Origin of the sequence: Streptomyces sp. CB01249 (assembly GCF_001905735.1) — a bacterium.
Taxonomy (GTDB): domain Bacteria; phylum Actinomycetota; class Actinomycetes; order Streptomycetales; family Streptomycetaceae; genus Streptomyces.
The window spans coordinates 1-21109 of record NZ_LISW01000011.1 but is presented as its reverse complement, the minus strand read 5'-3'; the positions used below and the strand labels follow the sequence as shown (position 1 = coordinate 21109).

The following is a 21109-nucleotide window of genomic DNA, read 5'->3' as shown; positions in this document are numbered from 1 at the left end:
AAAGAAGTCAGCTGCGTCGTTTGACATCACTGCTATCTTCTTACTGGTTATGCAGGTCGTAGTGGGTGGCACACAAAGCTTTGCACTGGATTGCGAGGCTTTGTGCTTCTCTGGAGTGCGACAGGTTTGATGACAAAAAATTAGCGCAAGAAGACAAAAATCACCTTGCGCTAATGCTCTGTTACAGGTCACTAATACCATCTAAGTAGTTGATTCATAGTGACTGCATATGTTGTGTTTTACAGTATTATGTAGTCTGTTTTTTATGCAAAATCTAATTTAATATATTGATATTTATATCATTTTACGTTTCTCGTTCAGCTTTTTTATACTAAGTTGGCATTATAAAAAAGCATTGCTTATCAATTTGTTGCAACGAACAGGTCACTATCAGTCAAAATAAAATCATTATTTGATTTCAATTTTGTCCCACTCCCTGCCTCTGTCATCACGATACTGTGATGCCATGGTGTCCGACTTATGCCCGAGAAGATGTTGAGCAAACTTATCGCTTATCTGCTTCTCATAGAGTCTTGCAGACAAACTGCGCAACTCGTGAAAGGTAGGCGGATCCCCTTCGAAGGAAAGACCTGATGCTTTTCGTGCGCGCATAAAATACCTTGATACTGTGCCGGATGAAAGCGGTTCGCGACGAGTAGATGCAATTATGGTTTCTCCGCCAAGAATCTCTTTGCATTTATCAAGTGTTTCCTTCATTGATATTCCGAGAGCATCAATATGCAATGCTGTTGGGATGGCAATTTTTACGCCTGTTTTGCTTTGCTCGACATAAAGATATCCATCTACGATATCAGACCACTTCATTTCGCATAAATCACCAACTCGTTGCCCGGTAACAACAGCCAGTTCCATTGCAAGTCTGAGCCAACATGGTGATGATTCTGCTGCTTGATAAATTTTCAGGTATTCGTCAGCCGTAAGTCTTGATCTCCTTACCTCTGATTTTGCTGCGCGAGTGGCAGCGACATGGTTTGTTGTTATATGGCCTTCAGCTATTGCCTCTCGGAATGCATCGCTCAGTGTTGATCTGATTAACTTGGCTGACGCCGCCTTGCCCTCGTCTATGTATCCATTGAGCATTGCCGCAATTTCTTTTGTGGTGATGTCTTCAAGTGGAGCATCAGGCAGACCCCTCCTTATTGCTTTAATTTTGCTCATGTAATTTATGAGTGTCTTCTGCTTGATTCCTCTGCTGGCCAGGATTTTTTCGTAGCGATCAAGCCATGAATGTAACGTAACGGAATTATCACTGTTGATTCTCGCTGTCAGAGGCTTGTGTTTGTGTCCTGAAAATAACTCAATGTTGGCCTGTATAGCTTCAGTGATTGCGATTCGCCTGTCTCTGCCTAATCCAAACTCTTTACCCGTCCTTGGGTCCCTGTAGCAGTAATATCCATTGTTTCTTATATAAAGGTTAGGGGGTAAATCCCGGCGCTCATGACTTCGCCTTCTTCCCATTTCTGATCCTCTTCAAAAGGCCACCTGTTACTGGTCGATTTAAGTCAACCTTTACCGCTGATTCGTGGAACAGATACTCTCTTCCATCCTTAACCGGAGGTGGGAATATCCTGCATTCCCGAACCCATCGACGAACTGTTTCAAGGCTTCTTGGACGTCGCTGGCGTGCGTTCCACTCCTGAAGTGTCAAGTACATCGCAAAGTCTCCGCAATTACACGCAAGAAAAAACCGCCATCAGGCGGCTTGGTGTTCTTTCAGTTCTTCAATTCGAATATTGGTTACGTCTGCATGTGCTATCTGCGCCCATATCATCCAGTGGTCGTAGCAGTCGTTGATGTTCTCCGCTTCGATAACTCTGTTGAATGGCTCTCCATTCCATTCTCCTGTGACTCGGAAGTGCATTTATCATCTCCATAAAACAAAACCCGCCGTAGCGAGTTCAGATAAAATAAATCCCCGCGAGTGCGAGGATTGTTATGTAATATTGGGTTTAATCATCTATATGTTTTGTACAGAGAGGGCAAGTATCGTTTCCACCGTACTCGTGATAATAATTTTGCACGGTATCAGTCATTTCTCGCACATTGCAGAATGGGGATTTGTCTTCATTAGACTTATAAACCTTCATGGAATATTTGTATGCCGACTCTATATCTATACCTTCATCTACATAAACACCTTCGTGATGTCTGCATGGAGACAAGACACCGGATCTGCACAACATTGATAACGCCCAATCTTTTTGCTCAGACTCTAACTCATTGATACTCATTTATAAACTCCTTGCAATGTATGTCGTTTCAGCTAAACGGTATCAGCAATGTTTATGTAAAGAAACAGTAAGATAATACTCAACCCGATGTTTGAGTACGGTCATCATCTGACACTACAGACTCTGGCATCGCTGTGAAGACGACGCGAAATTCAGCATTTTCACAAGCGTTATCTTTTACAAAACCGATCTCACTCTCCTTTGATGCGAATGCCAGCGTCAGACATCATATGCAGATACTCACCTGCATCCTGAACCCATTGACCTCCAACCCCGTAATAGCGATGCGTAATGATGTCGATAGTTACTAACGGGTCTTGTTCGATTAACTGCCGCAGAAACTCTTCCAGGTCACCAGTGCAGTGCTTGATAACAGGAGTCTTCCCAGGATGGCGAACAACAAGAAACTGGTTTCCGTCTTCACGGACTTCGTTGCTTTCCAGTTTAGCAATACGCTTACTCCCATCCGAGATAACACCTTCGTAATACTCACGCTGCTCGTTGAGTTTTGATTTTGCTGTTTCAAGCTCAACACGCAGTTTCCCTACTGTTAGCGCAATATCCTCGTTCTCCTGGTCGCGGCGTTTGATGTATTGCTGGTTTCTTTCCCGTTCATCCAGCAGTTCCAGCACAATCGATGGTGTTACCAATTCATGGAAAAGGTCTGCGTCAAATCCCCAGTCGTCATGCATTGCCTGCTCTGCCGCTTCACGCAGTGCCTGAGAGTTAATTTCGCTCACTTCGAACCTCTCTGTTTACTGATAAGTTCCAGATCCTCCTGGCAACTTGCACAAGTCCGACAACCCTGAACGACCAGGCGTCTTCGTTCATCTATCGGATCGCCACACTCACAACAATGAGTGGCAGATATAGCCTGGTGGTTCAGGCGGCGCATTTTTATTGCTGTGTTGCGCTGTAATTCTTCTATTTCTGATGCTGAATCAATGATGTCTGCCATCTTTCATTAATCCCTGAACTGTTGGTTAATACGCTTGAGGGTGAATGCGAATAATAAAAAAGGAGCCTGTAGCTCCCTGATGATTTTGCTTTTCATGTTCATCGTTCCTTAAAGACGCCGTTTAACATGCCGATTGCCAGGCTTAAATGAGTCGGTGTGAATCCCATCAGCGTTACCGTTTCGCGGTGCTTCTTCAGTACGCTACGGCAAATGTCATCGACGTTTTTATCCGGAAACTGCTGTCTGGCTTTTTTTGATTTCAGAATTAGCCTGACGGGCAATGCTGCGAAGGGCGTTTTCCTGCTGAGGTGTCATTGAACAAGTCCCATGTCGGCAAGCATAAGCACACAGAATATGAAGCCCGCTGCCAGAAAAATGCATTCCGTGGTTGTCATACCTGGTTTCTCTCATCTGCTTCTGCTTTCGCCACCATCATTTCCAGCTTTTGTGAAAGGGATGCGGCTAACGTATGAAATTCTTCGTCTGTTTCTACTGGTATTGGCACAAACCTGATTCCAATTTGAGCAAGGCTATGTGCCATCTCGATACTCGTTCTTAACTCAACAGAAGATGCTTTGTGCATACAGCCCCTCGTTTATTATTTATCTCCTCAGCCAGCCGCTGTGCTTTCAGTGGATTTCGGATAACAGAAAGGCCGGGAAATACCCAGCCTCGCTTTGTAACGGAGTAGACGAAAGTGATTGCGCCTACCCGGATATTATCGTGAGGATGCGTCATCGCCATTGCTCCCCAAATACAAAACCAATTTCAGCCAGTGCCTCGTCCATTTTTTCGATGAACTCCGGCACGATCTCGTCAAAACTCGCCATGTACTTTTCATCCCGCTCAATCACGACATAATGCAGGCCTTCACGCTTCATACGCGGGTCATAGTTGGCAAAGTACCAGGCATTTTTTCGCGTCACCCACATGCTGTACTGCACCTGGGCCATGTAAGCTGACTTTATGGCCTCGAAACCACCGAGCCGGAACTTCATGAAATCCCGGGAGGTAAACGGGCATTTCAGTTCAAGGCCGTTGCCGTCACTGCATAAACCATCGGGAGAGCAGGCGGTACGCATACTTTCGTCGCGATAGATGATCGGGGATTCAGTAACATTCACGCCGGAAGTGAATTCAAACAGGGTTCTGGCGTCGTTCTCGTACTGTTTTCCCCAGGCCAGTGCTTTAGCGTTAACTTCCGGAGCCACACCGGTGCAAACCTCAGCAAGCAGGGTGTGGAAGTAGGACATTTTCATGTCAGGCCACTTCTTTCCGGAGCGGGGTTTTGCTATCACGTTGTGAACTTCTGAAGCGGTGATGACGCCGAGCCGTAATTTGTGCCACGCATCATCCCCCTGTTCGACAGCTCTCACATCGATCCCGGTACGCTGCAGGATAATGTCCGGTGTCATGCTGCCACCTTCTGCTCTGCGGCTTTCTGTTTCAGGAATCCAAGAGCTTTTACTGCTTCGGCCTGTGTCAGTTCTGACGATGCACGAATGTCGCGGCGAAATATCTGGGAACAGAGCGGCAATAAGTCGTCATCCCATGTTTTATCCAGGGCGATCAGCAGAGTGTTAATCTCCTGCATGGTTTCATCGTTAACCGGAGTGATGTCGCGTTCCGGCTGACGTTCTGCAGTGTATGCAGTATTTTCGACAATGCGCTCGGCTTCATCCTTGTCATAGATACCAGCAAATCCGAAGGCCAGACGGGCACACTGAATCATGGCTTTATGACGTAACATCCGTTTGGGATGCGACTGCCACGGCCCCGTGATTTCTCTGCCTTCGCGAGTTTTGAATGGTTCGCGGCGGCATTCATCCATCCATTCGGTAACGCAGATCGGATGATTACGGTCCTTGCGGTAAATCCGGCATGTACAGGATTCATTGTCCTGCTCAAAGTCCATGCCATCAAACTGCTGGTTTTCATTGATGATGCGGGACCAGCCATCAACGCCCACCACCGGAACGATGCCATTCTGCTTATCAGGAAAGGCGTAAATTTCTTTCGTCCACGGATTAAGGCCGTACTGGTTGGCAACGATCAGTAATGCGATGAACTGCGCATCGCTGGCATCACCTTTAAATGCCGTCTGGCGAAGAGTGGTGATCAGTTCCTGTGGGTCGACAGAATCCATGCCGACACGTTCAGCCAGCTTCCCAGCCAGCGTTGCGAGTGCAGTACTCATTCGTTTTATACCTCTGAATCAATATCAACCTGGTGGTGAGCAATGGTTTCAACCATGTACCGGATGTGTTCTGCCATGCGCTCCTGAAACTCAACATCGTCATCAAACGCACGGGTAATGGATTTTTTGCTGGCCCCGTGGCGTTGCAAATGATCGATGCATAGCGATTCAAACAGGTGCTGGGGCAGGCCTTTTTCCATGTCGTCTGCCAGTTCTGCCTCTTTCTCTTCACGGGCGAGCTGCTGGTAGTGACGCGCCCAGCTCTGAGCCTCAAGACGATCCTGAATGTAATAAGCGTTCATGGCTGAACTCCTGAAATAGCTGTGAAAATATCGCCCGCGAAATGCCGGGCTGATTAGGAAAACAGGAAAGGGGGTTAGTGAATGCTTTTGCTTGATCTCAGTTTCAGTATTAATATCCATTTTTTATAAGCGTCGACGGCTTCACGAAACATCTTTTCATCGCCAATAAAAGTGGCGATAGTGAATTTAGTCTGGATAGCCATAAGTGTTTGATCCATTCTTTGGGACTCCTGGCTGATTAAGTATGTCGATAAGGCGTTTCCATCCGTCACGTAATTTACGGGTGATTCGTTCAAGTAAAGATTCGGAAGGGCAGCCAGCAACAGGCCACCCTGCAATGGCATATTGCATGGTGTGCTCCTTATTTATACATAACGAAAAACGCCTCGAGTGAAGCGTTATTGGTATGCGGTAAAACCGCACTCAGGCGGCCTTGATAGTCATATCATCTGAATCAAATATTCCTGATGTATCGATATCGGTAATTCTTATTCCTTCGCTACCATCCATTGGAGGCCATCCTTCCTGACCATTTCCATCATTCCAGTCGAACTCACACACAACACCATATGCATTTAAGTCGCTTGAAATTGCTATAAGCAGAGCATGTTGCGCCAGCATGATTAATACAGCATTTAATACAGAGCCGTGTTTATTGAGTCGGTATTCAGAGTCTGACCAGAAATTATTAATCTGGTGAAGTTTTTCCTCTGTCATTACGTCATGGTCGATTTCAATTTCTATTGATGCTTTCCAGTCGTAATCAATGATGTATTTTTTGATGTTTGACATCTGTTCATATCCTCACAGATAAAAAATCGCCCTCACACTGGAGGGCAAAGAAGATTTCCAATAATCAGAACAAGTCGGCTCCTGTTTAGTTACGAGCGACATTGCTCCGTGTATTCACTCGTTGGAATGAATACACAGTGCAGTGTTTATTCTGTTATTTATGCCAAAAATAAAGGCCACTATCAGGCAGCTTTGTTGTTCTGTTTACCAAGTTCTCTGGCAATCATTGCCGTCGTTCGTATTGCCCATTTATCGACATATTTCCCATCTTCCATTACAGGAAACATTTCTTCAGGCTTAACCATGCATTCCGATTGCAGCTTGCATCCATTGCATCGCTTGAATTGTCCACACCATTGATTTTTATCAATAGTCGTAGTCATACGGATAGTCCTGGTATTGTTCCATCACATCCTGAGGATGCTCTTCGAACTCTTCAAATTCTTCTTCCATATATCACCTTAAATAGTGGATTGCGGTAGTAAAGATTGTGCCTGTCTTTTAACCACATCAGGCTCGGTGGTTCTCGTGTACCCCTACAGCGAGAAATCGGATAAACTATTACAACCCCTACAGTTTGATGAGTATAGAAATGGATCCACTCGTTATTCTCGGACGAGTGTTCAGTAATGAACCTCTGGAGAGAACCATGTATATGATCGTTATCTGGGTTGGACTTCTGCTTTTAAGCCCAGATAACTGGCCTGAATATGTTAATGAGAGAATCGGTATTCCTCATGTGTGGCATGTTTTCGTCTTTGCTCTTGCATTTTCGCTAGCAATTAATGTGCATCGATTATCAGCTATTGCCAGCGCCAGATATAAGCGATTTAAGCTAAGAAAACGCATTAAGATGCAAAACGATAAAGTGCGATCAGTAATTCAAAACCTTACAGAAGAGCAATCTATGGTTTTGTGCGCAGCCCTTAATGAAGGCAGGAAGTATGTGGTTACATCAAAACAATTCCCATACATTAGTGAGTTGATTGAGCTTGGTGTGTTGAACAAAACTTTTTCCCGATGGAATGGAAAGCATATATTATTCCCTATTGAGGATATTTACTGGACTGAATTAGTTGCCAGCTATGATCCATATAATATTGAGATAAAGCCAAGGCCAATATCTAAGTAACTAGATAAGAGGAATCGATTTTCCCTTAATTTTCTGGCGTCCACTGCATGTTATGCCGCGTTCGCCAGGCTTGCTGTACCATGTGCGCTGATTCTTGCGCTCAATACGTTGCAGGTTGCTTTCAATCTGTTTGTGGTATTCAGCCAGCACTGTAAGGTCTATCGGATTTAGTGCGCTTTCTACTCGTGATTTCGGTTTGCGATTCAGCGAGAGAATAGGGCGGTTAACTGGTTTTGCGCTTACCCCAACCAACAGGGGATTTGCTGCTTTCCATTGAGCCTGTTTCTCTGCGCGACGTTCGCGGCGGCGTGTTTGTGCATCCATCTGGATTCTCCTGTCAGTTAGCTTTGGTGGTGTGTGGCAGTTGTAGTCCTGAACGAAAACCCCCCGCGATTGGCACATTGGCAGCTAATCCGGAATCGCACTTACGGCCAATGCTTCGTTTCGTATCACACACCCCAAAGCCTTCTGCTTTGAATGCTGCCCTTCTTCAGGGCTTAATTTTTAAGAGCGTCACCTTCATGGTGGTCAGTGCGTCCTGCTGATGTGCTCAGTATCACCGCCAGTGGTATTTATGTCAACACCGCCAGAGATAATTTATCACCGCAGATGGTTATCTGTATGTTTTTTATATGAATTTATTTTTTGCAGGGGGGCATTGTTTGGTAGGTGAGAGATCTGAATTGCTATGTTTAGTGAGTTGTATCTATTTATTTTTCAATAAATACAATTGGTTATGTGTTTTGGGGGCGATCGTGAGGCAAAGAAAACCCGGCGCTGAGGCCGGGTTATTCTTGTTCTCTGGTCAAATTATATAGTTGGAAAACAAGGATGCATATATGAATGAACGATGCAGAGGCAATGCCGATGGCGATAGTGGGTATCATGTAGCCGCTTATGCTGGAAAGAAGCAATAACCCGCAGAAAAACAAAGCTCCAAGCTCAACAAAACTAAGGGCATAGACAATAACTACCGATGTCATATACCCATACTCTCTAATCTTGGCCAGTCGGCGCGTTCTGCTTCCGATTAGAAACGTCAAGGCAGCAATCAGGATTGCAATCATGGTTCCTGCATATGATGACAATGTCGCCCCAAGACCATCTCTATGAGCTGAAAAAGAAACACCAGGAATGTAGTGGCGGAAAAGGAGATAGCAAATGCTTACGATAACGTAAGGAATTATTACTATGTAAACACCAGGCATGATTCTGTTCCGCATAATTACTCCTGATAATTAATCCTTAACTTTGCCCACCTGCCTTTTAAAACATTCCAGTATATCACTTTTCATTCTTGCGTAGCAATATGCCATCTCTTCAGCTATCTCAGCATTGGTGACCTTGTTCAGAGGCGCTGAGAGATGGCCTTTTTCTGATAGATAATGTTCTGTTAAAATATCTCCGGCCTCATCTTTTGCCCGCAGGCTAATGTCTGAAAATTGAGGTGACGGGTTAAAAATAATATCCTTGGCAACCTTTTTTATATCCCTTTTAAATTTTGGCTTAATGACTATATCCAATGAGTCAAAAAGCTCCCCTTCAATATCTGTTGCCCCTAAGACCTTTAATATATCGCCAAATACAGGTAGCTTGGCTTCTACCTTCACCGTTGTTCGGCCGATGAAATGCATATGCATAACATCGTCTTTGGTGGTTCCCCTCATCAGTGGCTCTATCTGAACGCGCTCTCCACTGCTTAATGACATTCCTTTCCCGATTAAAAAATCTGTCAGATCGGATGTGGTCGGCCCGAAAACAGTTCTGGCAAAACCAATGGTGTCGCCTTCAACAAACAAAAAAGATGGGAATCCCAATGATTCGTCATCTGCGAGGCTGTTCTTAATATCTTCAACTGAAGCTTTAGAGCGATTTATCTTCTGAACCAGACTCTTGTCATTTGTTTTGGTAAAGAGAAAAGTTTTTCCATCGATTTTATGAATATACAAATAATTGGAGCCAACCTGCAGGTGATGATTATCAGCCAGCAGAGAATTAAGGAAAACAGACAGGTTTATTGAGCGCTTATCTTTCCCTTTATTTTTGCTGCGGTAAGTCGCATAAAAACCATTCTTCATAATTCAATCCATTTACTATGTTATGTTCTGAGGGGAGTGAAAATTCCCCTAATTCGATGAAGATTCTTGCTCAATTGTTATCAGCTATGCGCCGACCAGAACACCTTGCCGATCAGCCAAACGTCTCTTCAGGCCACTGACTAGCGATAACTTTCCCCACAACGGAACAACTCTCATTGCATGGGATCATTGGGTACTGTGGGTTTAGTGGTTGTAAAAACACCTGACCGCTATCCCTGATCAGTTTCTTGAAGGTAAACTCATCACCCCCAAGTCTGGCTATGCAGAAATCACCTGGCTCAACAGCCTGCTCAGGGTCAACGAGAATTAACATTCCGTCAGGAAAGCTTGGCTTGGAGCCTGTTGGTGCGGTCATGGAATTACCTTCAACCTCAAGCCAGAATGCAGAATCACTGGCTTTTTTGGTTGTGCTTACCCATCTCTCCGCATCACCTTTGGTAAAGGTTCTAAGCTTAGGTGAGAACATCCCTGCCTGAACATGAGAAAAAACAGGGTACTCATACTCACTTCTAAGTGACGGCTGCATACTAACCGCTTCATACATCTCGTAGATTTCTCTGGCGATTGAAGGGCTAAATTCTTCAACGCTAACTTTGAGAATTTTTGTAAGCAATGCGGCGTTATAAGCATTTAATGCATTGATGCCATTAAATAAAGCACCAACGCCTGACTGCCCCATCCCCATCTTGTCTGCGACAGATTCCTGGGATAAGCCAAGTTCATTTTTCTTTTTTTCATAAATTGCTTTAAGGCGACGTGCGTCCTCAAGCTGCTCTTGTGTTAATGGTTTCTTTTTTGTGCTCATACGTTAAATCTATCACCGCAAGGGATAAATATCTAACACCGTGCGTGTTGACTATTTTACCTCTGGCGGTGATAATGGTTGCATGTACTAAGGAGGTTGTATGGAACAACGCATAACCCTGAAAGATTATGCAATGCGCTTTGGGCAAACCAAGACAGCTAAAGATCTCGGCGTATATCAAAGCGCGATCAACAAGGCCATTCATGCAGGCCGAAAGATTTTTTTAACTATAAACGCTGATGGAAGCGTTTATGCGGAAGAGGTAAAGCCCTTCCCGAGTAACAAAAAAACAACAGCATAAATAACCCCGCTCTTACACATTCCAGCCCTGAAAAAGGGCATCAAATTAAACCACACCTATGGTGTATGCATTTATTTGCATACATTCAATCAATTGTTATCTAAGGAAATACTTACATATGGTTCGTGCAAACAAACGCAACGAGGCTCTACGAATCGAGAGTGCGTTGCTTAACAAAATCGCAATGCTTGGAACTGAGAAGACAGCGGAAGCTGTGGGCGTTGATAAGTCGCAGATCAGCAGGTGGAAGAGGGACTGGATTCCAAAGTTCTCAATGCTGCTTGCTGTTCTTGAATGGGGGGTCGTTGACGACGACATGGCTCGATTGGCGCGACAAGTTGCTGCGATTCTCACCAATAAAAAACGCCCGGCGGCAACCGAGCGTTCTGAACAAATCCAGATGGAGTTCTGAGGTCATTACTGGATCTATCAACAGGAGTCATTATGACAAATACAGCAAAAATACTCAACTTCGGCAGAGGTAACTTTGCCGGACAGGAGCGTAATGTGGCAGATCTCGATGATGGTTACGCCAGACTATCAAATATGCTGCTTGAGGCTTATTCGGGCGCAGATCTGACCAAGCGACAGTTTAAAGTGCTGCTTGCCATTCTGCGTAAAACCTATGGGTGGAATAAACCAATGGACAGAATCACCGATTCTCAACTTAGCGAGATTACAAAGTTACCTGTCAAACGGTGCAATGAAGCCAAGTTAGAACTCGTCAGAATGAATATTATCAAGCAGCAAGGCGGCATGTTTGGACCAAATAAAAACATCTCAGAATGGTGCATCCCTCAAAACGAGGGAAAATCCCCTAAAACGAGGGATAAAACATCCCTCAAATTGGGGGATTGCTATCCCTCAAAACAGGGGGACACAAAAGACACTATTACAAAAGAAAAAAGAAAAGATTATTCGTCAGAGAATTCTGGCGAATCCTCTGACCAGCCAGAAAACGACCTTTCTGTGGTGAAACCGGATGCTGCAATTCAGAGCGGCAGCAAGTGGGGGACAGCAGAAGACCTGACCGCCGCAGAGTGGATGTTTGACATGGTGAAGACTATCGCACCATCAGCCAGAAAACCGAATTTTGCTGGGTGGGCTAACGATATCCGCCTGATGCGTGAACGTGACGGACGTAACCACCGCGACATGTGTGTGCTGTTCCGCTGGGCATGCCAGGACAACTTCTGGTCCGGTAACGTGCTGAGCCCGGCCAAACTCCGCGATAAGTGGACCCAACTCGAAATCAACCGTAACAAGCAACAGGCAGGCGTGACAGCCAGCAAACCAAAACTCGACCTGACAAACACAGACTGGATTTACGGGGTGGATCTATGAAAAACATCGCCGCACAGATGGTTAACTTTGACCGTGAGCAGATGCGTCGGATCGCCAACAACATGCCGGAACAGTACGACGAAAAGCCGCAGGTACAGCAGGTAGCGCAGATCATCAACGGTGTGTTCAGCCAGTTACTGGCAACTTTCCCGGCGAGCCTGGCTAACCGTGACCAGAACGAAGTGAACGAAATCCGTCGCCAGTGGGTTCTGGCTTTTCGGGAAAACGGGATCACCACGATGGAACAGGTTAACGCAGGAATGCGCGTAGCCCGTCGGCAGAATCGACCATTTCTGCCATCACCCGGGCAGTTTGTTGCATGGTGCCGGGAAGAAGCATCCGTTACCGCCGGACTGCCAAACGTCAGCGAGCTGGTTGATATGGTTTACGAGTATTGCCGGAAGCGAGGCCTGTATCCGGATGCGGAGTCTTATCCGTGGAAATCAAACGCGCACTACTGGCTGGTTACCAACCTGTATCAGAACATGCGGGCCAATGCGCTTACTGATGCGGAATTACGCCGTAAGGCCGCAGATGAGCTTGTCCATATGACTGCGAGAATTAACCGTGGTGAGGCGATCCCTGAACCAGTAAAACAACTTCCTGTCATGGGCGGTAGACCTCTAAATCGTGCACAGGCTCTGGCGAAGATCGCAGAAATCAAAGCTAAGTTCGGACTGAAAGGAGCAAGTGTATGACGGGCAAAGAGGCAATTATTCATTACCTGGGGACGCATAATAGCTTCTGTGCGCCGGACGTTGCCGCGCTAACAGGCGCAACAGTAACCAGCATAAATCAGGCCGCGGCTAAAATGGCACGGGCAGGTCTTCTGGTTATCGAAGGTAAGGTCTGGCGAACGGTGTATTACCGGTTTGCTACCAGGGAAGAACGGGAAGGAAAGATGAGCACGAACCTGGTTTTTAAGGAGTGTCGCCAGAGTGCCGCGATGAAACGGGTATTGGCGGTATATGGAGTTAAAAGATGACCATCTACATTACTGAGCTAATAACAGGCCTGCTGGTAATCGCAGGCCTTTTTATTTGGGGGAGAGGGAAGTCATGAAAAAACTAACCTTTGAAATTCGATCTCCAGCACATCAGCAAAACGCTATTCACGCAGTACAGCAAATCCTTCCAGACCCAACCAAACCAATCGTAGTAACCATTCAGGAACGCAACCGCAGCTTAGACCAAAACAGGAAGCTATGGGCCTGCTTAGGTGACGTCTCTCGTCAGGTTGAATGGCATGGTCGCTGGCTGGATGCAGAAAGCTGGAAGTGTGTGTTTACCGCAGCATTAAAGCAGCAGGATGTTGTTCCTAACCTTGCCGGGAATGGCTTTGTGGTAATAGGCCAGTCAACCAGCAGGATGCGTGTAGGCGAATTTGCGGAGCTATTAGAGCTTATACAGGCATTCGGTACAGAGCGTGGCGTTAAGTGGTCAGACGAAGCGAGACTGGCTCTGGAGTGGAAAGCGAGATGGGGAGACAGGGCTGCATGATAAATGTCGTTAGTTTCTCCGGTGGCAGGACGTCAGCATATTTGCTCTGGCTAATGGAGCAAAAGCGACGGGCAGGTAAAGACGTGCATTACGTTTTCATGGATACAGGTTGTGAACATCCAATGACATATCGGTTTGTCAGGGAAGTTGTGAAGTTCTGGGATATACCGCTCACCGTATTGCAGGTTGATATCAACCCGGAGCTTGGACAGCCAAATGGTTATACGGTATGGGAACCAAAGGATATTCAGACGCGAATGCCTGTTCTGAAGCCATTTATCGATATGGTAAAGAAATATGGCACTCCATACGTCGGCGGCGCGTTCTGCACTGACAGATTAAAACTCGTTCCCTTCACCAAATACTGTGATGACCATTTCGGGCGAGGGAATTACACCACGTGGATTGGCATCAGAGCTGATGAACCGAAGCGGCTAAAGCCAAAGCCTGGAATCAGATATCTTGCTGAACTGTCAGACTTTGAGAAGGAAGATATCCTCGCATGGTGGAAGCAACAACCATTCGATTTGCAAATACCGGAACATCTCGGTAACTGCATATTCTGCATTAAAAAATCAACGCAAAAAATCGGACTTGCCTGCAAAGATGAGGAGGGATTGCAGCGTGTTTTTAATGAGGTCATCACGGGATCCCATGTGCGTGACGGACATCGGGAAACGCCAAAGGAGATTATGTACCGAGGAAGAATGTCGCTGGACGGTATCGCGAAAATGTATTCAGAAAATGATTATCAAGCCCTGTATCAGGACATGGTACGAGCTAAAAGATTCGATACCGGCTCTTGTTCTGAGTCATGCGAAATATTTGGAGGGCAGCTTGATTTCGACTTCGGGAGGGAAGCTGCATGATGCGATGTTATCGGTGCGGTGAATGCAAAGAAGATAACCGCTTCCGACCAAATCAACCTTACTGGAATCGATGGTGTCTCCGGTGTGAAAGAACACCAACAGGGGTGTTACCACTACCGCAGGAAAAGGAGGACGTGTGGCGAGACAGCGACGAAGTATCACCGACATAATCTGCGAAAACTGCAAATACCTTCCAACGAAACGCACCAGAAATAAACCCAAGCCAATCCCAAAAGAATCTGACGTAAAAACCTTCAACTACACGGCTCACCTGTGGGATATCCGGTGGCTAAGACGTCGTGCGAGGAAAACAAGGTGATTGACCAAAATCGAAGTTACGAACAAGAAAGCGTCGAGCGAGCTTTAACGTGCGCTAACTGCGGTCAGAAGCTGCATGTGCTGGAAGTTCACGTGTGTGAGCACTGCTGCGCAGAACTGATGAGCGATCCGAATAGCTCGATGCACGAGGAAGAAGATGATGGCTAAACCAGCGCGAAGACGATGTAAAAACGATGAATGCCGGGAATGGTTTCACCCTGCATTCGCTAATCAGTGGTGGTGCTCTCCAGAGTGTGGAACCAAGATAGCACTCGAACGACGAAGTAAAGAACGCGAAAAAGCGGAAAAAGCAGCAGAGAAGAAACGACGACGAGAGGAGCAGAAACAGAAAGATAAACTTAAGATTCGAAAACTCGCCTTAAAGCCCCGCAGTTACTGGATTAAACAAGCCCAACAAGCCGTAAACGCCTTCATCAGAGAAAGAGACCGCGACTTACCATGTATCTCGTGCGGAACGCTCACGTCTGCTCAGTGGGATGCCGGACATTACCGGACAACTGCTGCGGCACCTCAACTCCGATTTAATGAACGCAATATTCACAAGCAATGCGTGGTGTGCAACCAGCACAAAAGCGGAAATCTCGTTCCGTATCGCGTCGAACTGATTAGCCGCATCGGGCAGGAAGCAGTAGACGAAATCGAATCAAACCATAACCGCCATCGCTGGACTATCGAAGAGTGCAAGGCGATCAAGGCAGAGTACCAACAGAAACTCAAAGACCTGCGAAATAGCAGAAGTGAGGCCGCATGACGTTCTCAGTAAAAACCATTCCAGACATGCTCGTTGAAACATACGGAAATCAGACAGAAGTAGCACGCAGACTGAAATGTAGTCGCGGTACGGTCAGAAAATACGTTGATGATAAAGACGGGAAAATGCACGCCATCGTCAACGACGTTCTCATGGTTCATCGCGGATGGAGTGAAAGAGATGCGCTATTACGAAAAAATTGATGGCAGCAAATACCGAAATATTTGGGTAGTTGGCGATCTGCACGGATGCTACACGAACCTGATGAACAAACTGGATACGATTGGATTCGACAACAAAAAAGACCTGCTTATCTCGGTGGGCGATTTGGTTGATCGTGGTGCAGAGAACGTTGAATGCCTGGAATTAATCACATTCCCCTGGTTCAGAGCTGTACGTGGAAACCATGAGCAAATGATGATTGATGGCTTATCAGAGCGTGGAAACGTTAATCACTGGCTGCTTAATGGCGGTGGCTGGTTCTTTAATCTCGATTACGACAAAGAAATTCTGGCTAAAGCTCTTGCCCATAAAGCAGATGAACTTCCGTTAATCATCGAACTGGTGAGCAAAGATAAAAAATATGTTATCTGCCACGCCGATTATCCCTTTGACGAATACGAGTTTGGAAAGCCAGTTGATCATCAGCAGGTAATCTGGAACCGCGAACGAATCAGCAACTCACAAAACGGGATCGTGAAAGAAATCAAAGGCGCGGACACGTTCATCTTTGGTCATACGCCAGCAGTGAAACCACTCAAGTTTGCCAACCAAATGTATATCGATACCGGCGCAGTGTTCTGCGGAAACCTAACATTGATTCAGGTACAGGGAGAAGGCGCATGAGACTCGAAAGCGTAGCTAAATTTCATTCGCCAAAAAGCCCGATGATGAGCGACTCACCACGGGCCACGGCTTCTGACTCTCTTTCCGGTACTGATGTGATGGCTGCTATGGGGATGGCGCAATCACAAGCCGGATTCGGTATGGCTGCATTCTGCGGTAAGCACGAACTCAGCCAGAACGACAAACAAAAGGCTATCAACTATCTGATGCAATTTGCACACAAGGTATCGGGGAAATACCGTGGTGTGGCAAAGCTTGAAGGAAATACTAAGGCAAAGGTACTGCAAGTGCTCGCAACATTCGCTTATGCGGATTATTGCCGTAGTGCCGCGACGCCGGGGGCAAGATGCAGAGATTGCCATGGTACAGGCCGTGCGGTTGATATTGCCAAAACAGAGCTGTGGGGGAGAGTTGTCGAGAAAGAGTGCGGAAGATGCAAAGGCGTCGGCTATTCAAGGATGCCAGCAAGCGCAGCATATCGCGCTGTGACGATGCTAATCCCAAACCTTACCCAACCCACCTGGTCACGCACTGTTAAGCCGCTGTATGACGCTCTGGTGGTGCAATGCCACAAAGAAGAGTCAATCGCAGACAACATTTTGAATGCGGTCACACGTTAGCAGCATGATTGCCACGGATGGCAACATATTAACGGCATGATATTGACTTATTGAATAAAATTGGGTAAATTTGACTCAACGATGGGTTAATTCGCTCGTTGTGGTAGTGAGATGAAAAGAGGCGGCGCTTACTACCGATTCCGCCTAGTTGGTCACTTCGACGTATCGTCTGGAACTCCAACCATCGCAGGCAGAGAGGTCTGCAAAATGCAATCCCGAAACAGTTCGCAGGTAATAGTTAGAGCCTGCATAACGGTTTCGGGATTTTTTATATCTGCACAACAGGTAAGAGCATTGAGTCGATAATCGTGAAGAGTCGGCGAGCCTGGTTAGCCAGTGCTCTTTCCGTTGTGCTGAATTAAGCGAATACCGGAAGCAGAACCGGATCACCAAATGCGTACAGGCGTCATCGCCGCCCAGCAACAGCACAACCCAAACTGAGCCGTAGCCACTGTCTGTCCTGAATTCATTAGTAATAGTTACGCTGCGGCCTTTTACACATGACCTTCGTGAAAGCGGGTGGCAGGAGGTCGCGCTAACAACCTCCTGCCGTTTTGCCCGTGCATATCGGTCACGAACAAATCTGATTACTAAACACAGTAGCCTGGATTTGTTCTATCAGTAATCGACCTTATTCCTAATTAAATAGAGCAAATCCCCTTATTGGGGGTAAGACATGAAGATGCCAGAAAAACATGACCTGTTGGCCGCCATTCTCGCGGCAAAGGAACAAGGCATCGGGGCAATCCTTGCGTTTGCAATGGCGTACCTTCGCGGCAGATATAATGGCGGTGCGTTTACAAAAACAGTAATCGACGCAACGATGTGCGCCATTATCGCCTAGTTCATTCGTGACCTTCTCGACTTCGCCGGACTAAGTAGCAATCTCGCTTATATAACGAGCGTGTTTATCGGCTACATCGGTACTGACTCGATTGGTTCGCTTATCAAACGCTTCGCTGCTAAAAAAGCCGGAGTAGAAGATGGTAGAAATCAATAATCAACGTAAGGCGTTCCTCGATATGCTGGCGTGGTCGGAGGGAACTGATAACGGACGTCAGAAAACCAGAAATCATGGTTATGACGTCATTGTAGGCGGAGAGCTATTTACTGATTACTCCGATCACCCTCGCAAACTTGTCACGCTAAACCCAAAACTCAAATCAACAGGCGCCGGACGCTACCAGCTTCTTTCCCGTTGGTGGGATGCCTACCGCAAGCAGCTTGGCCTGAAAGACTTCTCTCCGAAAAGTCAGGACGCTGTGGCATTGCAGCAGATTAAGGAGCGTGGCGCTTTACCTATGATTGATCGTGGTGATATCCGTCAGGCAATCGACCGTTGCAGCAATATCTGGGCTTCACTGCCGGGCGCTGGTTATGGTCAGTTCGAGCATAAGGCTGACAGCCTGATTGCAAAATTCAAAGAAGCGGGCGGAACGGTCAGAGAGATTGATGTATGAGCAGAGTCACCGCGATTATCTCCGCTCTGGTTATCTGCATCATCGTCTGCCTGTCATGGGCTGTTAATCATTACCGTGATAACGCCATTACCTACAAAGCCCAGCGCGACAAAAATGCCAGAGAACTGAAGCTGGCGAACGCGGCAATTACTGACATGCAGATGCGTCAGCGTGATGTTGCTGCGCTCGATGCAAAATACACGAAGGAGTTAGCTGATGCTAAAGCTGAAAATGATGCTCTGCGTGATGATGTTGCCGCTGGTCGTCGTCGGTTGCACATCAAAGCAGTCTGTCAGTCAGTGCGTGAAGCCACCACCGCCTCCGGCGTGGATAATGCAGCCTCCCCCCGACTGGCAGACACCGCTGAACGGGATTATTTCACCCTCAGAGAGAGGCTGATCACTATGCAAAAACAACTGGAAGGAACCCAGAAGTATATTAATGAGCAGTGCAGATAGAGTTGCCCATATCGATGGGCAACTCATGCAATTATTGTGAGCAATACACACGCGCTTCCAGCGGAGTATAAATGCCTAAAGTAATAAAACCGAGCAATCCATTTACGAATGTTTGCTGGGTTTCTGTTTTAACAACATTTTCTGCGCCGCCACAAATTTTGGCTGCATCGACAGTTTTCTTCTGCCCAATTCCAGAAACGAAGAAATGATGGGTGATGGTTTCCTTTGGTGCTACTGCTGCCGGTTTGTTTTGAACAGTAAACGTCTGTTGAGCACATCCTGTAATAAGCAGGGCCAGCGCAGTAGCGAGTAGCATTTTTTTCATGGTGTTATTCCCGATGCTTTTTGAAGTTCGCAGAATCGTATGTGTAGAAAATTAAACAAACCCTAAACAATGAGTTGAAATTTCATATTGTTAATATTTATTAATGTATGTCAGGTGCGATGAATCGTCATTGTATTCCCGGATTAACTATGTCCACAGCCCTGACGGGGAACTTCTCTGCGGGAGTGTCCGGGAATAATTAAAACGATGCACACAGGGTTTAGCGCGTACACGTATTGCATTATGCCAACGCCCCGGTGCTGACACGGAAGAAACCGGACGTTATGATTTAGCGTGGAAAGATTTGTGTAGTGTTCTGAATGCTCTCAGTAAATAGTAATGAATTATCAAAGGTATAGTAATATCTTTTATGTTCATGGATATTTGTAACCCATCGGAAAACTCCTGCTTTAGCAAGATTTTCCCTGTATTGCTGAAATGTGATTTCTCTTGATTTCAACCTATCATAGGACGTTTCTATAAGATGCGTGTTTCTTGAGAATTTAACATTTACAACCTTTTTAAGTCCTTTTATTAACACGGTGTTATCGTTTTCTAACACGATGTGAATATTATCTGTGGCTAGATAGTAAATATAATGTGAGACGTTGTGACGTTTTAGTTCAGAATAAAACAATTCACAGTCTAAATCTTTTCGCACTTGATCGAATATTTCTTTAAAAATGGCAACCTGAGCCATTGGTAAAACCTTCCATGTGATACGAGGGCGCGTAGTTTGCATTATCGTTTTTATCGTTTCAATCTGGTCTGACCTCCTTGTGTTTTGTTGATGATTTATGTCAAATATTAGGAATGTTTTCACTTAATAGTATTGGTTGCGTAACAAAGTGCGGTCCTGCTGGCATTCTGGAGGGAAATACAACCGACAGATGTATGTAAGGCCAACGTGCTCAAATCTTCATACAGAAAGATTTGAAGTAATATTTTAACCGCTAGATGAAGAGCAAGCGCATGGAGCGACAAAATGAATAAAGAACAATCTGCTGATGATCCCTCCGTGGATCTGATTCGTGTAAAAAATATGCTTAATAGCACCATTTCTATGAGTTACCCTGATGTTGTAATTGCATGTATAGAACATAAGGTGTCTCTGGAAGCATTCAGAGCAATTGAGGCAGCGTTGGTGAAGCACGATAATAATATGAAGGATTATTCCCTGGTGGTTGACTGATCACCATAACTGCTAATCATTCAAACTATTTAGTCTGTGACAGAGCCAACACGCAGTCTGTCACTGTCAGGAAAGTGGTAAAACTGCAACTCAATTACTGCAATGCCCTCGTAATTAAGTGAATTTACAATATCGTCCTGTTCGGAGGGAAGAACGCGGGATGTTCATTCTTCATCACTTTTAATTGATGTATATGCTCTCTTTTCTGACGTTAGTCTCCGACGGCAGGCTTCAATGACCCAGGCTGAGAAATTCCCGGACCCTTTTTGCTCAAGAGCGATGTTAATTTGTTCAATCATTTGGTTAGGAAAGCGGATGTTGCGGGTTGTTGTTCTGCGGGTTCTGTTCTTCGTTGACATGAGGTTGCCCCGTATTCAGTGTCGCTGATTTGTATTGTCTGAAGTTGTTTTTACGTTAAGTTGATGCAGATCAATTAATACGATACCTGCGTCATAATTGATTATTTGACGTGGTTTGATGGCCTCCACGCACGTTGTGATATGTAGATGATAATCATTATCACTTTACGGGTCCTTTCCGGTGATCCGACAGGTTACGGGGCGGCGAC

39 protein-coding genes and 1 pseudogene are annotated in these 21109 nt (G+C 45.9%); 19 read left to right on the top strand and 21 right to left on the bottom strand.

The features are described from left to right. Positions 1 to 408: 408 nt before the first annotated feature. The 14 genes from AMK18_RS33935 to AMK18_RS33870 all read right to left on the bottom strand — a co-directional run bounded on the left by AMK18_RS33935 (position 409) and on the right by AMK18_RS33870 (position 6884). A complete protein-coding gene (locus AMK18_RS33935; RefSeq protein WP_000533640.1) occupies positions 409 to 1479 on the bottom strand; it encodes a tyrosine-type recombinase/integrase in 1071 nt (356 codons plus the stop codon). Beyond that, positions 1457 to 1675 (bottom strand): excisionase, encoded by a 219-nt coding sequence (locus AMK18_RS33930; RefSeq protein ID WP_002414258.1) that lies wholly within the window; start codon positions 1673 to 1675, stop codon positions 1457 to 1459. Before AMK18_RS33930 ends, AMK18_RS33935 begins: the two co-directional genes overlap by 23 nt. 295 nt (positions 1676 to 1970) lie before the next feature. Then, positions 1971 to 2252 carry a hypothetical protein gene (locus AMK18_RS35635; protein WP_000026224.1) on the bottom strand — a complete coding sequence of 94 codons (282 nt, stop codon included), beginning with the start codon at positions 2250 to 2252 and terminating at the stop codon, positions 1971 to 1973. A 191-nt stretch (positions 2253 to 2443) separates the two neighbouring features. Beyond that, the gene (locus AMK18_RS33920) at positions 2444 to 2992 is read right to left on the bottom strand and encodes an ead/Ea22-like family protein (RefSeq protein WP_001289873.1); all 549 of its coding nucleotides are present in this window, start codon (positions 2990 to 2992) and stop codon (positions 2444 to 2446) included. Then, the gene (locus AMK18_RS33915) at positions 2989 to 3210 is read right to left on the bottom strand and encodes a TraR/DksA family transcriptional regulator (protein WP_000763367.1); all 222 of its coding nucleotides are present in this window, start codon (positions 3208 to 3210) and stop codon (positions 2989 to 2991) included. The genes AMK18_RS33920 and AMK18_RS33915 overlap by 4 nt, the downstream gene beginning before the upstream one ends. A gap of 391 nt (positions 3211 to 3601) precedes the next feature. After that, positions 3602 to 3793: a DUF1382 family protein gene (locus tag AMK18_RS33905; protein WP_015979260.1), complete on the bottom strand. Its 192-nt coding sequence runs from the start codon at positions 3791 to 3793 to the stop codon at positions 3602 to 3604. Beyond that, the gene (locus AMK18_RS33900; protein ID WP_000149542.1) at positions 3766 to 3948 is read right to left on the bottom strand and encodes a DUF1317 domain-containing protein; all 183 of its coding nucleotides are present in this window, start codon (positions 3946 to 3948) and stop codon (positions 3766 to 3768) included. Before AMK18_RS33900 ends, AMK18_RS33905 begins: the two co-directional genes overlap by 28 nt. Then, a complete protein-coding gene (locus AMK18_RS33895; protein ID WP_000186853.1) occupies positions 3945 to 4625 on the bottom strand; it encodes a lambda exonuclease family protein in 681 nt (226 codons plus the stop codon). Before AMK18_RS33895 ends, AMK18_RS33900 begins: the two co-directional genes overlap by 4 nt. Beyond that, on the bottom strand, positions 4622 to 5407 hold the full coding sequence (gene bet, locus AMK18_RS33890; protein ID WP_000100844.1) for a phage recombination protein Bet: 786 nt from the start codon (positions 5405 to 5407) through the stop codon (positions 4622 to 4624). The genes AMK18_RS33895 and bet overlap by 4 nt, the downstream gene beginning before the upstream one ends. Positions 5408 to 5412: 5 nt before the next feature. Beyond that, positions 5413 to 5709, bottom strand: coding sequence for a host-nuclease inhibitor Gam family protein (locus AMK18_RS33885; RefSeq protein ID WP_000995451.1), 297 nt, complete (start codon positions 5707 to 5709; stop codon positions 5413 to 5415). A gap of 74 nt (positions 5710 to 5783) precedes the next feature. Continuing rightward, positions 5784 to 5912: a host cell division inhibitory peptide Kil gene (gene kil, locus AMK18_RS34715; protein WP_001007579.1), complete on the bottom strand. Its 129-nt coding sequence runs from the start codon at positions 5910 to 5912 to the stop codon at positions 5784 to 5786. Further along, on the bottom strand, positions 5896 to 6060 hold the full coding sequence (locus tag AMK18_RS34710) for a protease FtsH-inhibitory lysogeny factor CIII (RefSeq protein WP_001198861.1): 165 nt from the start codon (positions 6058 to 6060) through the stop codon (positions 5896 to 5898). The genes kil and AMK18_RS34710 overlap by 17 nt, the downstream gene beginning before the upstream one ends. A 72-nt stretch (positions 6061 to 6132) precedes the next feature. Then, positions 6133 to 6501, bottom strand: a complete 369-nt coding sequence (locus AMK18_RS33875; protein ID WP_000065374.1) for a DUF2528 family protein — start codon at positions 6499 to 6501, stop codon at positions 6133 to 6135. Between the two features lie 182 nt (positions 6502 to 6683). Next, positions 6684 to 6884, bottom strand: coding sequence for an antirestriction Ral family protein (locus AMK18_RS33870; RefSeq protein WP_000213975.1), 201 nt, complete (start codon positions 6882 to 6884; stop codon positions 6684 to 6686). A gap of 236 nt (positions 6885 to 7120) precedes the next feature. On the opposite strand from AMK18_RS33870, the gene AMK18_RS33865 reads away from it, so the two are divergent. Then, a complete protein-coding gene (locus AMK18_RS33865; protein WP_231912168.1) occupies positions 7121 to 7633 on the top strand; it encodes a superinfection exclusion B family protein in 513 nt (170 codons plus the stop codon). Here the strand turns inward: AMK18_RS33865 and AMK18_RS33860 are convergent, their stop codons facing one another. The 4 genes from AMK18_RS33860 to AMK18_RS33845 all read right to left on the bottom strand — a co-directional run bounded on the left by AMK18_RS33860 (position 7634) and on the right by AMK18_RS33845 (position 10537). After that, on the bottom strand, positions 7634 to 7957 hold the full coding sequence (locus tag AMK18_RS33860) for an antitermination protein N (protein ID WP_001564525.1): 324 nt from the start codon (positions 7955 to 7957) through the stop codon (positions 7634 to 7636). Between the two features lie 464 nt (positions 7958 to 8421). Beyond that, positions 8422 to 8856, bottom strand: coding sequence for a protein rexB (locus AMK18_RS33855; protein WP_001245922.1), 435 nt, complete (start codon positions 8854 to 8856; stop codon positions 8422 to 8424). A 15-nt stretch (positions 8857 to 8871) separates the two neighbouring features. Further along, positions 8872 to 9711: a protein rexA gene (locus AMK18_RS33850; protein ID WP_000788349.1), complete on the bottom strand. Its 840-nt coding sequence runs from the start codon at positions 9709 to 9711 to the stop codon at positions 8872 to 8874. A 112-nt stretch (positions 9712 to 9823) separates the two neighbouring features. Continuing rightward, on the bottom strand, positions 9824 to 10537 hold the full coding sequence (locus AMK18_RS33845; protein ID WP_000104864.1) for a LexA family protein: 714 nt from the start codon (positions 10535 to 10537) through the stop codon (positions 9824 to 9826). Between the two features lie 100 nt (positions 10538 to 10637). Here AMK18_RS33845 and AMK18_RS33840 point away from each other — a divergent pair, with 100 nt between their 5' ends. The 17 genes and pseudogenes from AMK18_RS33840 to rzpD all read left to right on the top strand — a co-directional run bounded on the left by AMK18_RS33840 (position 10638) and on the right by rzpD (position 19024). Continuing rightward, positions 10638 to 10838, top strand: a complete 201-nt coding sequence (locus tag AMK18_RS33840) for a Cro/CI family transcriptional regulator (RefSeq protein ID WP_000437875.1) — start codon at positions 10638 to 10640, stop codon at positions 10836 to 10838. A gap of 118 nt (positions 10839 to 10956) precedes the next feature. Continuing rightward, positions 10957 to 11250 carry a lambda phage CII family protein gene (locus tag AMK18_RS33835; protein ID WP_000251069.1) on the top strand — a complete coding sequence of 98 codons (294 nt, stop codon included), beginning with the start codon at positions 10957 to 10959 and terminating at the stop codon, positions 11248 to 11250. A gap of 32 nt (positions 11251 to 11282) precedes the next feature. Next, entirely contained in the window at positions 11283 to 12182 is a 900-nt protein-coding gene (locus tag AMK18_RS34600) for a replication protein (RefSeq protein WP_000185505.1), read from the top strand. Next, positions 12179 to 12880: a replication protein P gene (locus AMK18_RS33820; RefSeq protein WP_000788910.1), complete on the top strand. Its 702-nt coding sequence runs from the start codon at positions 12179 to 12181 to the stop codon at positions 12878 to 12880. Before AMK18_RS34600 ends, AMK18_RS33820 begins: the two co-directional genes overlap by 4 nt. Continuing rightward, a complete protein-coding gene (locus AMK18_RS33815) occupies positions 12877 to 13167 on the top strand; it encodes a protein ren (protein ID WP_000145933.1) in 291 nt (96 codons plus the stop codon). Before AMK18_RS33820 ends, AMK18_RS33815 begins: the two co-directional genes overlap by 4 nt. A gap of 73 nt (positions 13168 to 13240) precedes the next feature. After that, positions 13241 to 13681 carry a recombination protein NinB gene (locus AMK18_RS33810; protein ID WP_000736903.1) on the top strand — a complete coding sequence of 147 codons (441 nt, stop codon included), beginning with the start codon at positions 13241 to 13243 and terminating at the stop codon, positions 13679 to 13681. Further along, the gene (locus AMK18_RS33805; RefSeq protein WP_000611491.1) at positions 13678 to 14550 is read left to right on the top strand and encodes a phosphoadenosine phosphosulfate reductase domain-containing protein; all 873 of its coding nucleotides are present in this window, start codon (positions 13678 to 13680) and stop codon (positions 14548 to 14550) included. The genes AMK18_RS33810 and AMK18_RS33805 overlap by 4 nt, the downstream gene beginning before the upstream one ends. Further along, positions 14547 to 14720 (top strand): protein NinD, encoded by a 174-nt coding sequence (gene ninD, locus AMK18_RS33800; RefSeq protein ID WP_000984218.1) that lies wholly within the window; start codon positions 14547 to 14549, stop codon positions 14718 to 14720. Before AMK18_RS33805 ends, ninD begins: the two co-directional genes overlap by 4 nt. Continuing rightward, positions 14687 to 14869, top strand: a complete 183-nt coding sequence (locus tag AMK18_RS33795; protein ID WP_000113775.1) for a NinE family protein — start codon at positions 14687 to 14689, stop codon at positions 14867 to 14869. Before ninD ends, AMK18_RS33795 begins: the two co-directional genes overlap by 34 nt. Continuing rightward, complete coding sequence (locus tag AMK18_RS33790; RefSeq protein ID WP_306424353.1) at positions 14824 to 15036, top strand: protein NinF; 213 nt, start codon at positions 14824 to 14826, stop codon at positions 15034 to 15036. The genes AMK18_RS33795 and AMK18_RS33790 overlap by 46 nt, the downstream gene beginning before the upstream one ends. Beyond that, positions 15026 to 15640 (top strand): recombination protein NinG, encoded by a 615-nt coding sequence (locus tag AMK18_RS33785; RefSeq protein WP_015979261.1) that lies wholly within the window; start codon positions 15026 to 15028, stop codon positions 15638 to 15640. The genes AMK18_RS33790 and AMK18_RS33785 overlap by 11 nt, the downstream gene beginning before the upstream one ends. After that, positions 15637 to 15843 carry a phage NinH family protein gene (locus AMK18_RS33780; protein ID WP_002901791.1) on the top strand — a complete coding sequence of 69 codons (207 nt, stop codon included), beginning with the start codon at positions 15637 to 15639 and terminating at the stop codon, positions 15841 to 15843. Before AMK18_RS33785 ends, AMK18_RS33780 begins: the two co-directional genes overlap by 4 nt. Beyond that, positions 15821 to 16486, top strand: coding sequence for a serine/threonine protein phosphatase (locus AMK18_RS33775; protein WP_001271136.1), 666 nt, complete (start codon positions 15821 to 15823; stop codon positions 16484 to 16486). The genes AMK18_RS33780 and AMK18_RS33775 overlap by 23 nt, the downstream gene beginning before the upstream one ends. Then, positions 16483 to 17106 carry an antitermination protein Q gene (locus AMK18_RS33770; RefSeq protein WP_001235459.1) on the top strand — a complete coding sequence of 208 codons (624 nt, stop codon included), beginning with the start codon at positions 16483 to 16485 and terminating at the stop codon, positions 17104 to 17106. The genes AMK18_RS33775 and AMK18_RS33770 overlap by 4 nt, the downstream gene beginning before the upstream one ends. Positions 17107 to 17782: 676 nt before the next feature. Continuing rightward, positions 17783 to 18106: pseudogene (locus AMK18_RS35460) on the top strand (phage holin, lambda family). Then, the gene (locus tag AMK18_RS33755; RefSeq protein WP_000229403.1) at positions 18090 to 18566 is read left to right on the top strand and encodes a glycoside hydrolase family 24 protein; all 477 of its coding nucleotides are present in this window, start codon (positions 18090 to 18092) and stop codon (positions 18564 to 18566) included. Before AMK18_RS35460 ends, AMK18_RS33755 begins: the two are co-directional and overlap by 17 nt. Beyond that, positions 18563 to 19024 carry a prophage endopeptidase RzpD gene (gene rzpD / locus AMK18_RS33750; protein ID WP_000092275.1) on the top strand — a complete coding sequence of 154 codons (462 nt, stop codon included), beginning with the start codon at positions 18563 to 18565 and terminating at the stop codon, positions 19022 to 19024. Before AMK18_RS33755 ends, rzpD begins: the two co-directional genes overlap by 4 nt. 31 nt (positions 19025 to 19055) lie before the next feature. Here rzpD and bor read toward each other — a convergent pair whose 3' ends face one another. Next, complete coding sequence (gene bor / locus AMK18_RS33745) at positions 19056 to 19349, bottom strand: serum resistance lipoprotein Bor (RefSeq protein WP_000738492.1); 294 nt, start codon at positions 19347 to 19349, stop codon at positions 19056 to 19058. A 289-nt stretch (positions 19350 to 19638) separates the two neighbouring features. Beyond that, the gene (locus AMK18_RS33740; RefSeq protein ID WP_012775990.1) at positions 19639 to 20049 is read right to left on the bottom strand and encodes a DUF1398 domain-containing protein; all 411 of its coding nucleotides are present in this window, start codon (positions 20047 to 20049) and stop codon (positions 19639 to 19641) included. Between the two features lie 285 nt (positions 20050 to 20334). On the opposite strand from AMK18_RS33740, the gene ybcW reads away from it, so the two are divergent. Continuing rightward, the gene (gene ybcW, locus AMK18_RS33730) at positions 20335 to 20541 is read left to right on the top strand and encodes a protein YbcW (RefSeq protein WP_001031427.1); all 207 of its coding nucleotides are present in this window, start codon (positions 20335 to 20337) and stop codon (positions 20539 to 20541) included. A 164-nt stretch (positions 20542 to 20705) separates the two neighbouring features. Here ybcW and AMK18_RS33725 read toward each other — a convergent pair whose 3' ends face one another. Beyond that, positions 20706 to 20900 (bottom strand): YlcI/YnfO family protein, encoded by a 195-nt coding sequence (locus tag AMK18_RS33725; RefSeq protein WP_001421937.1) that lies wholly within the window; start codon positions 20898 to 20900, stop codon positions 20706 to 20708. Between the last annotated feature and the right edge of the window lie 209 nt (positions 20901 to 21109).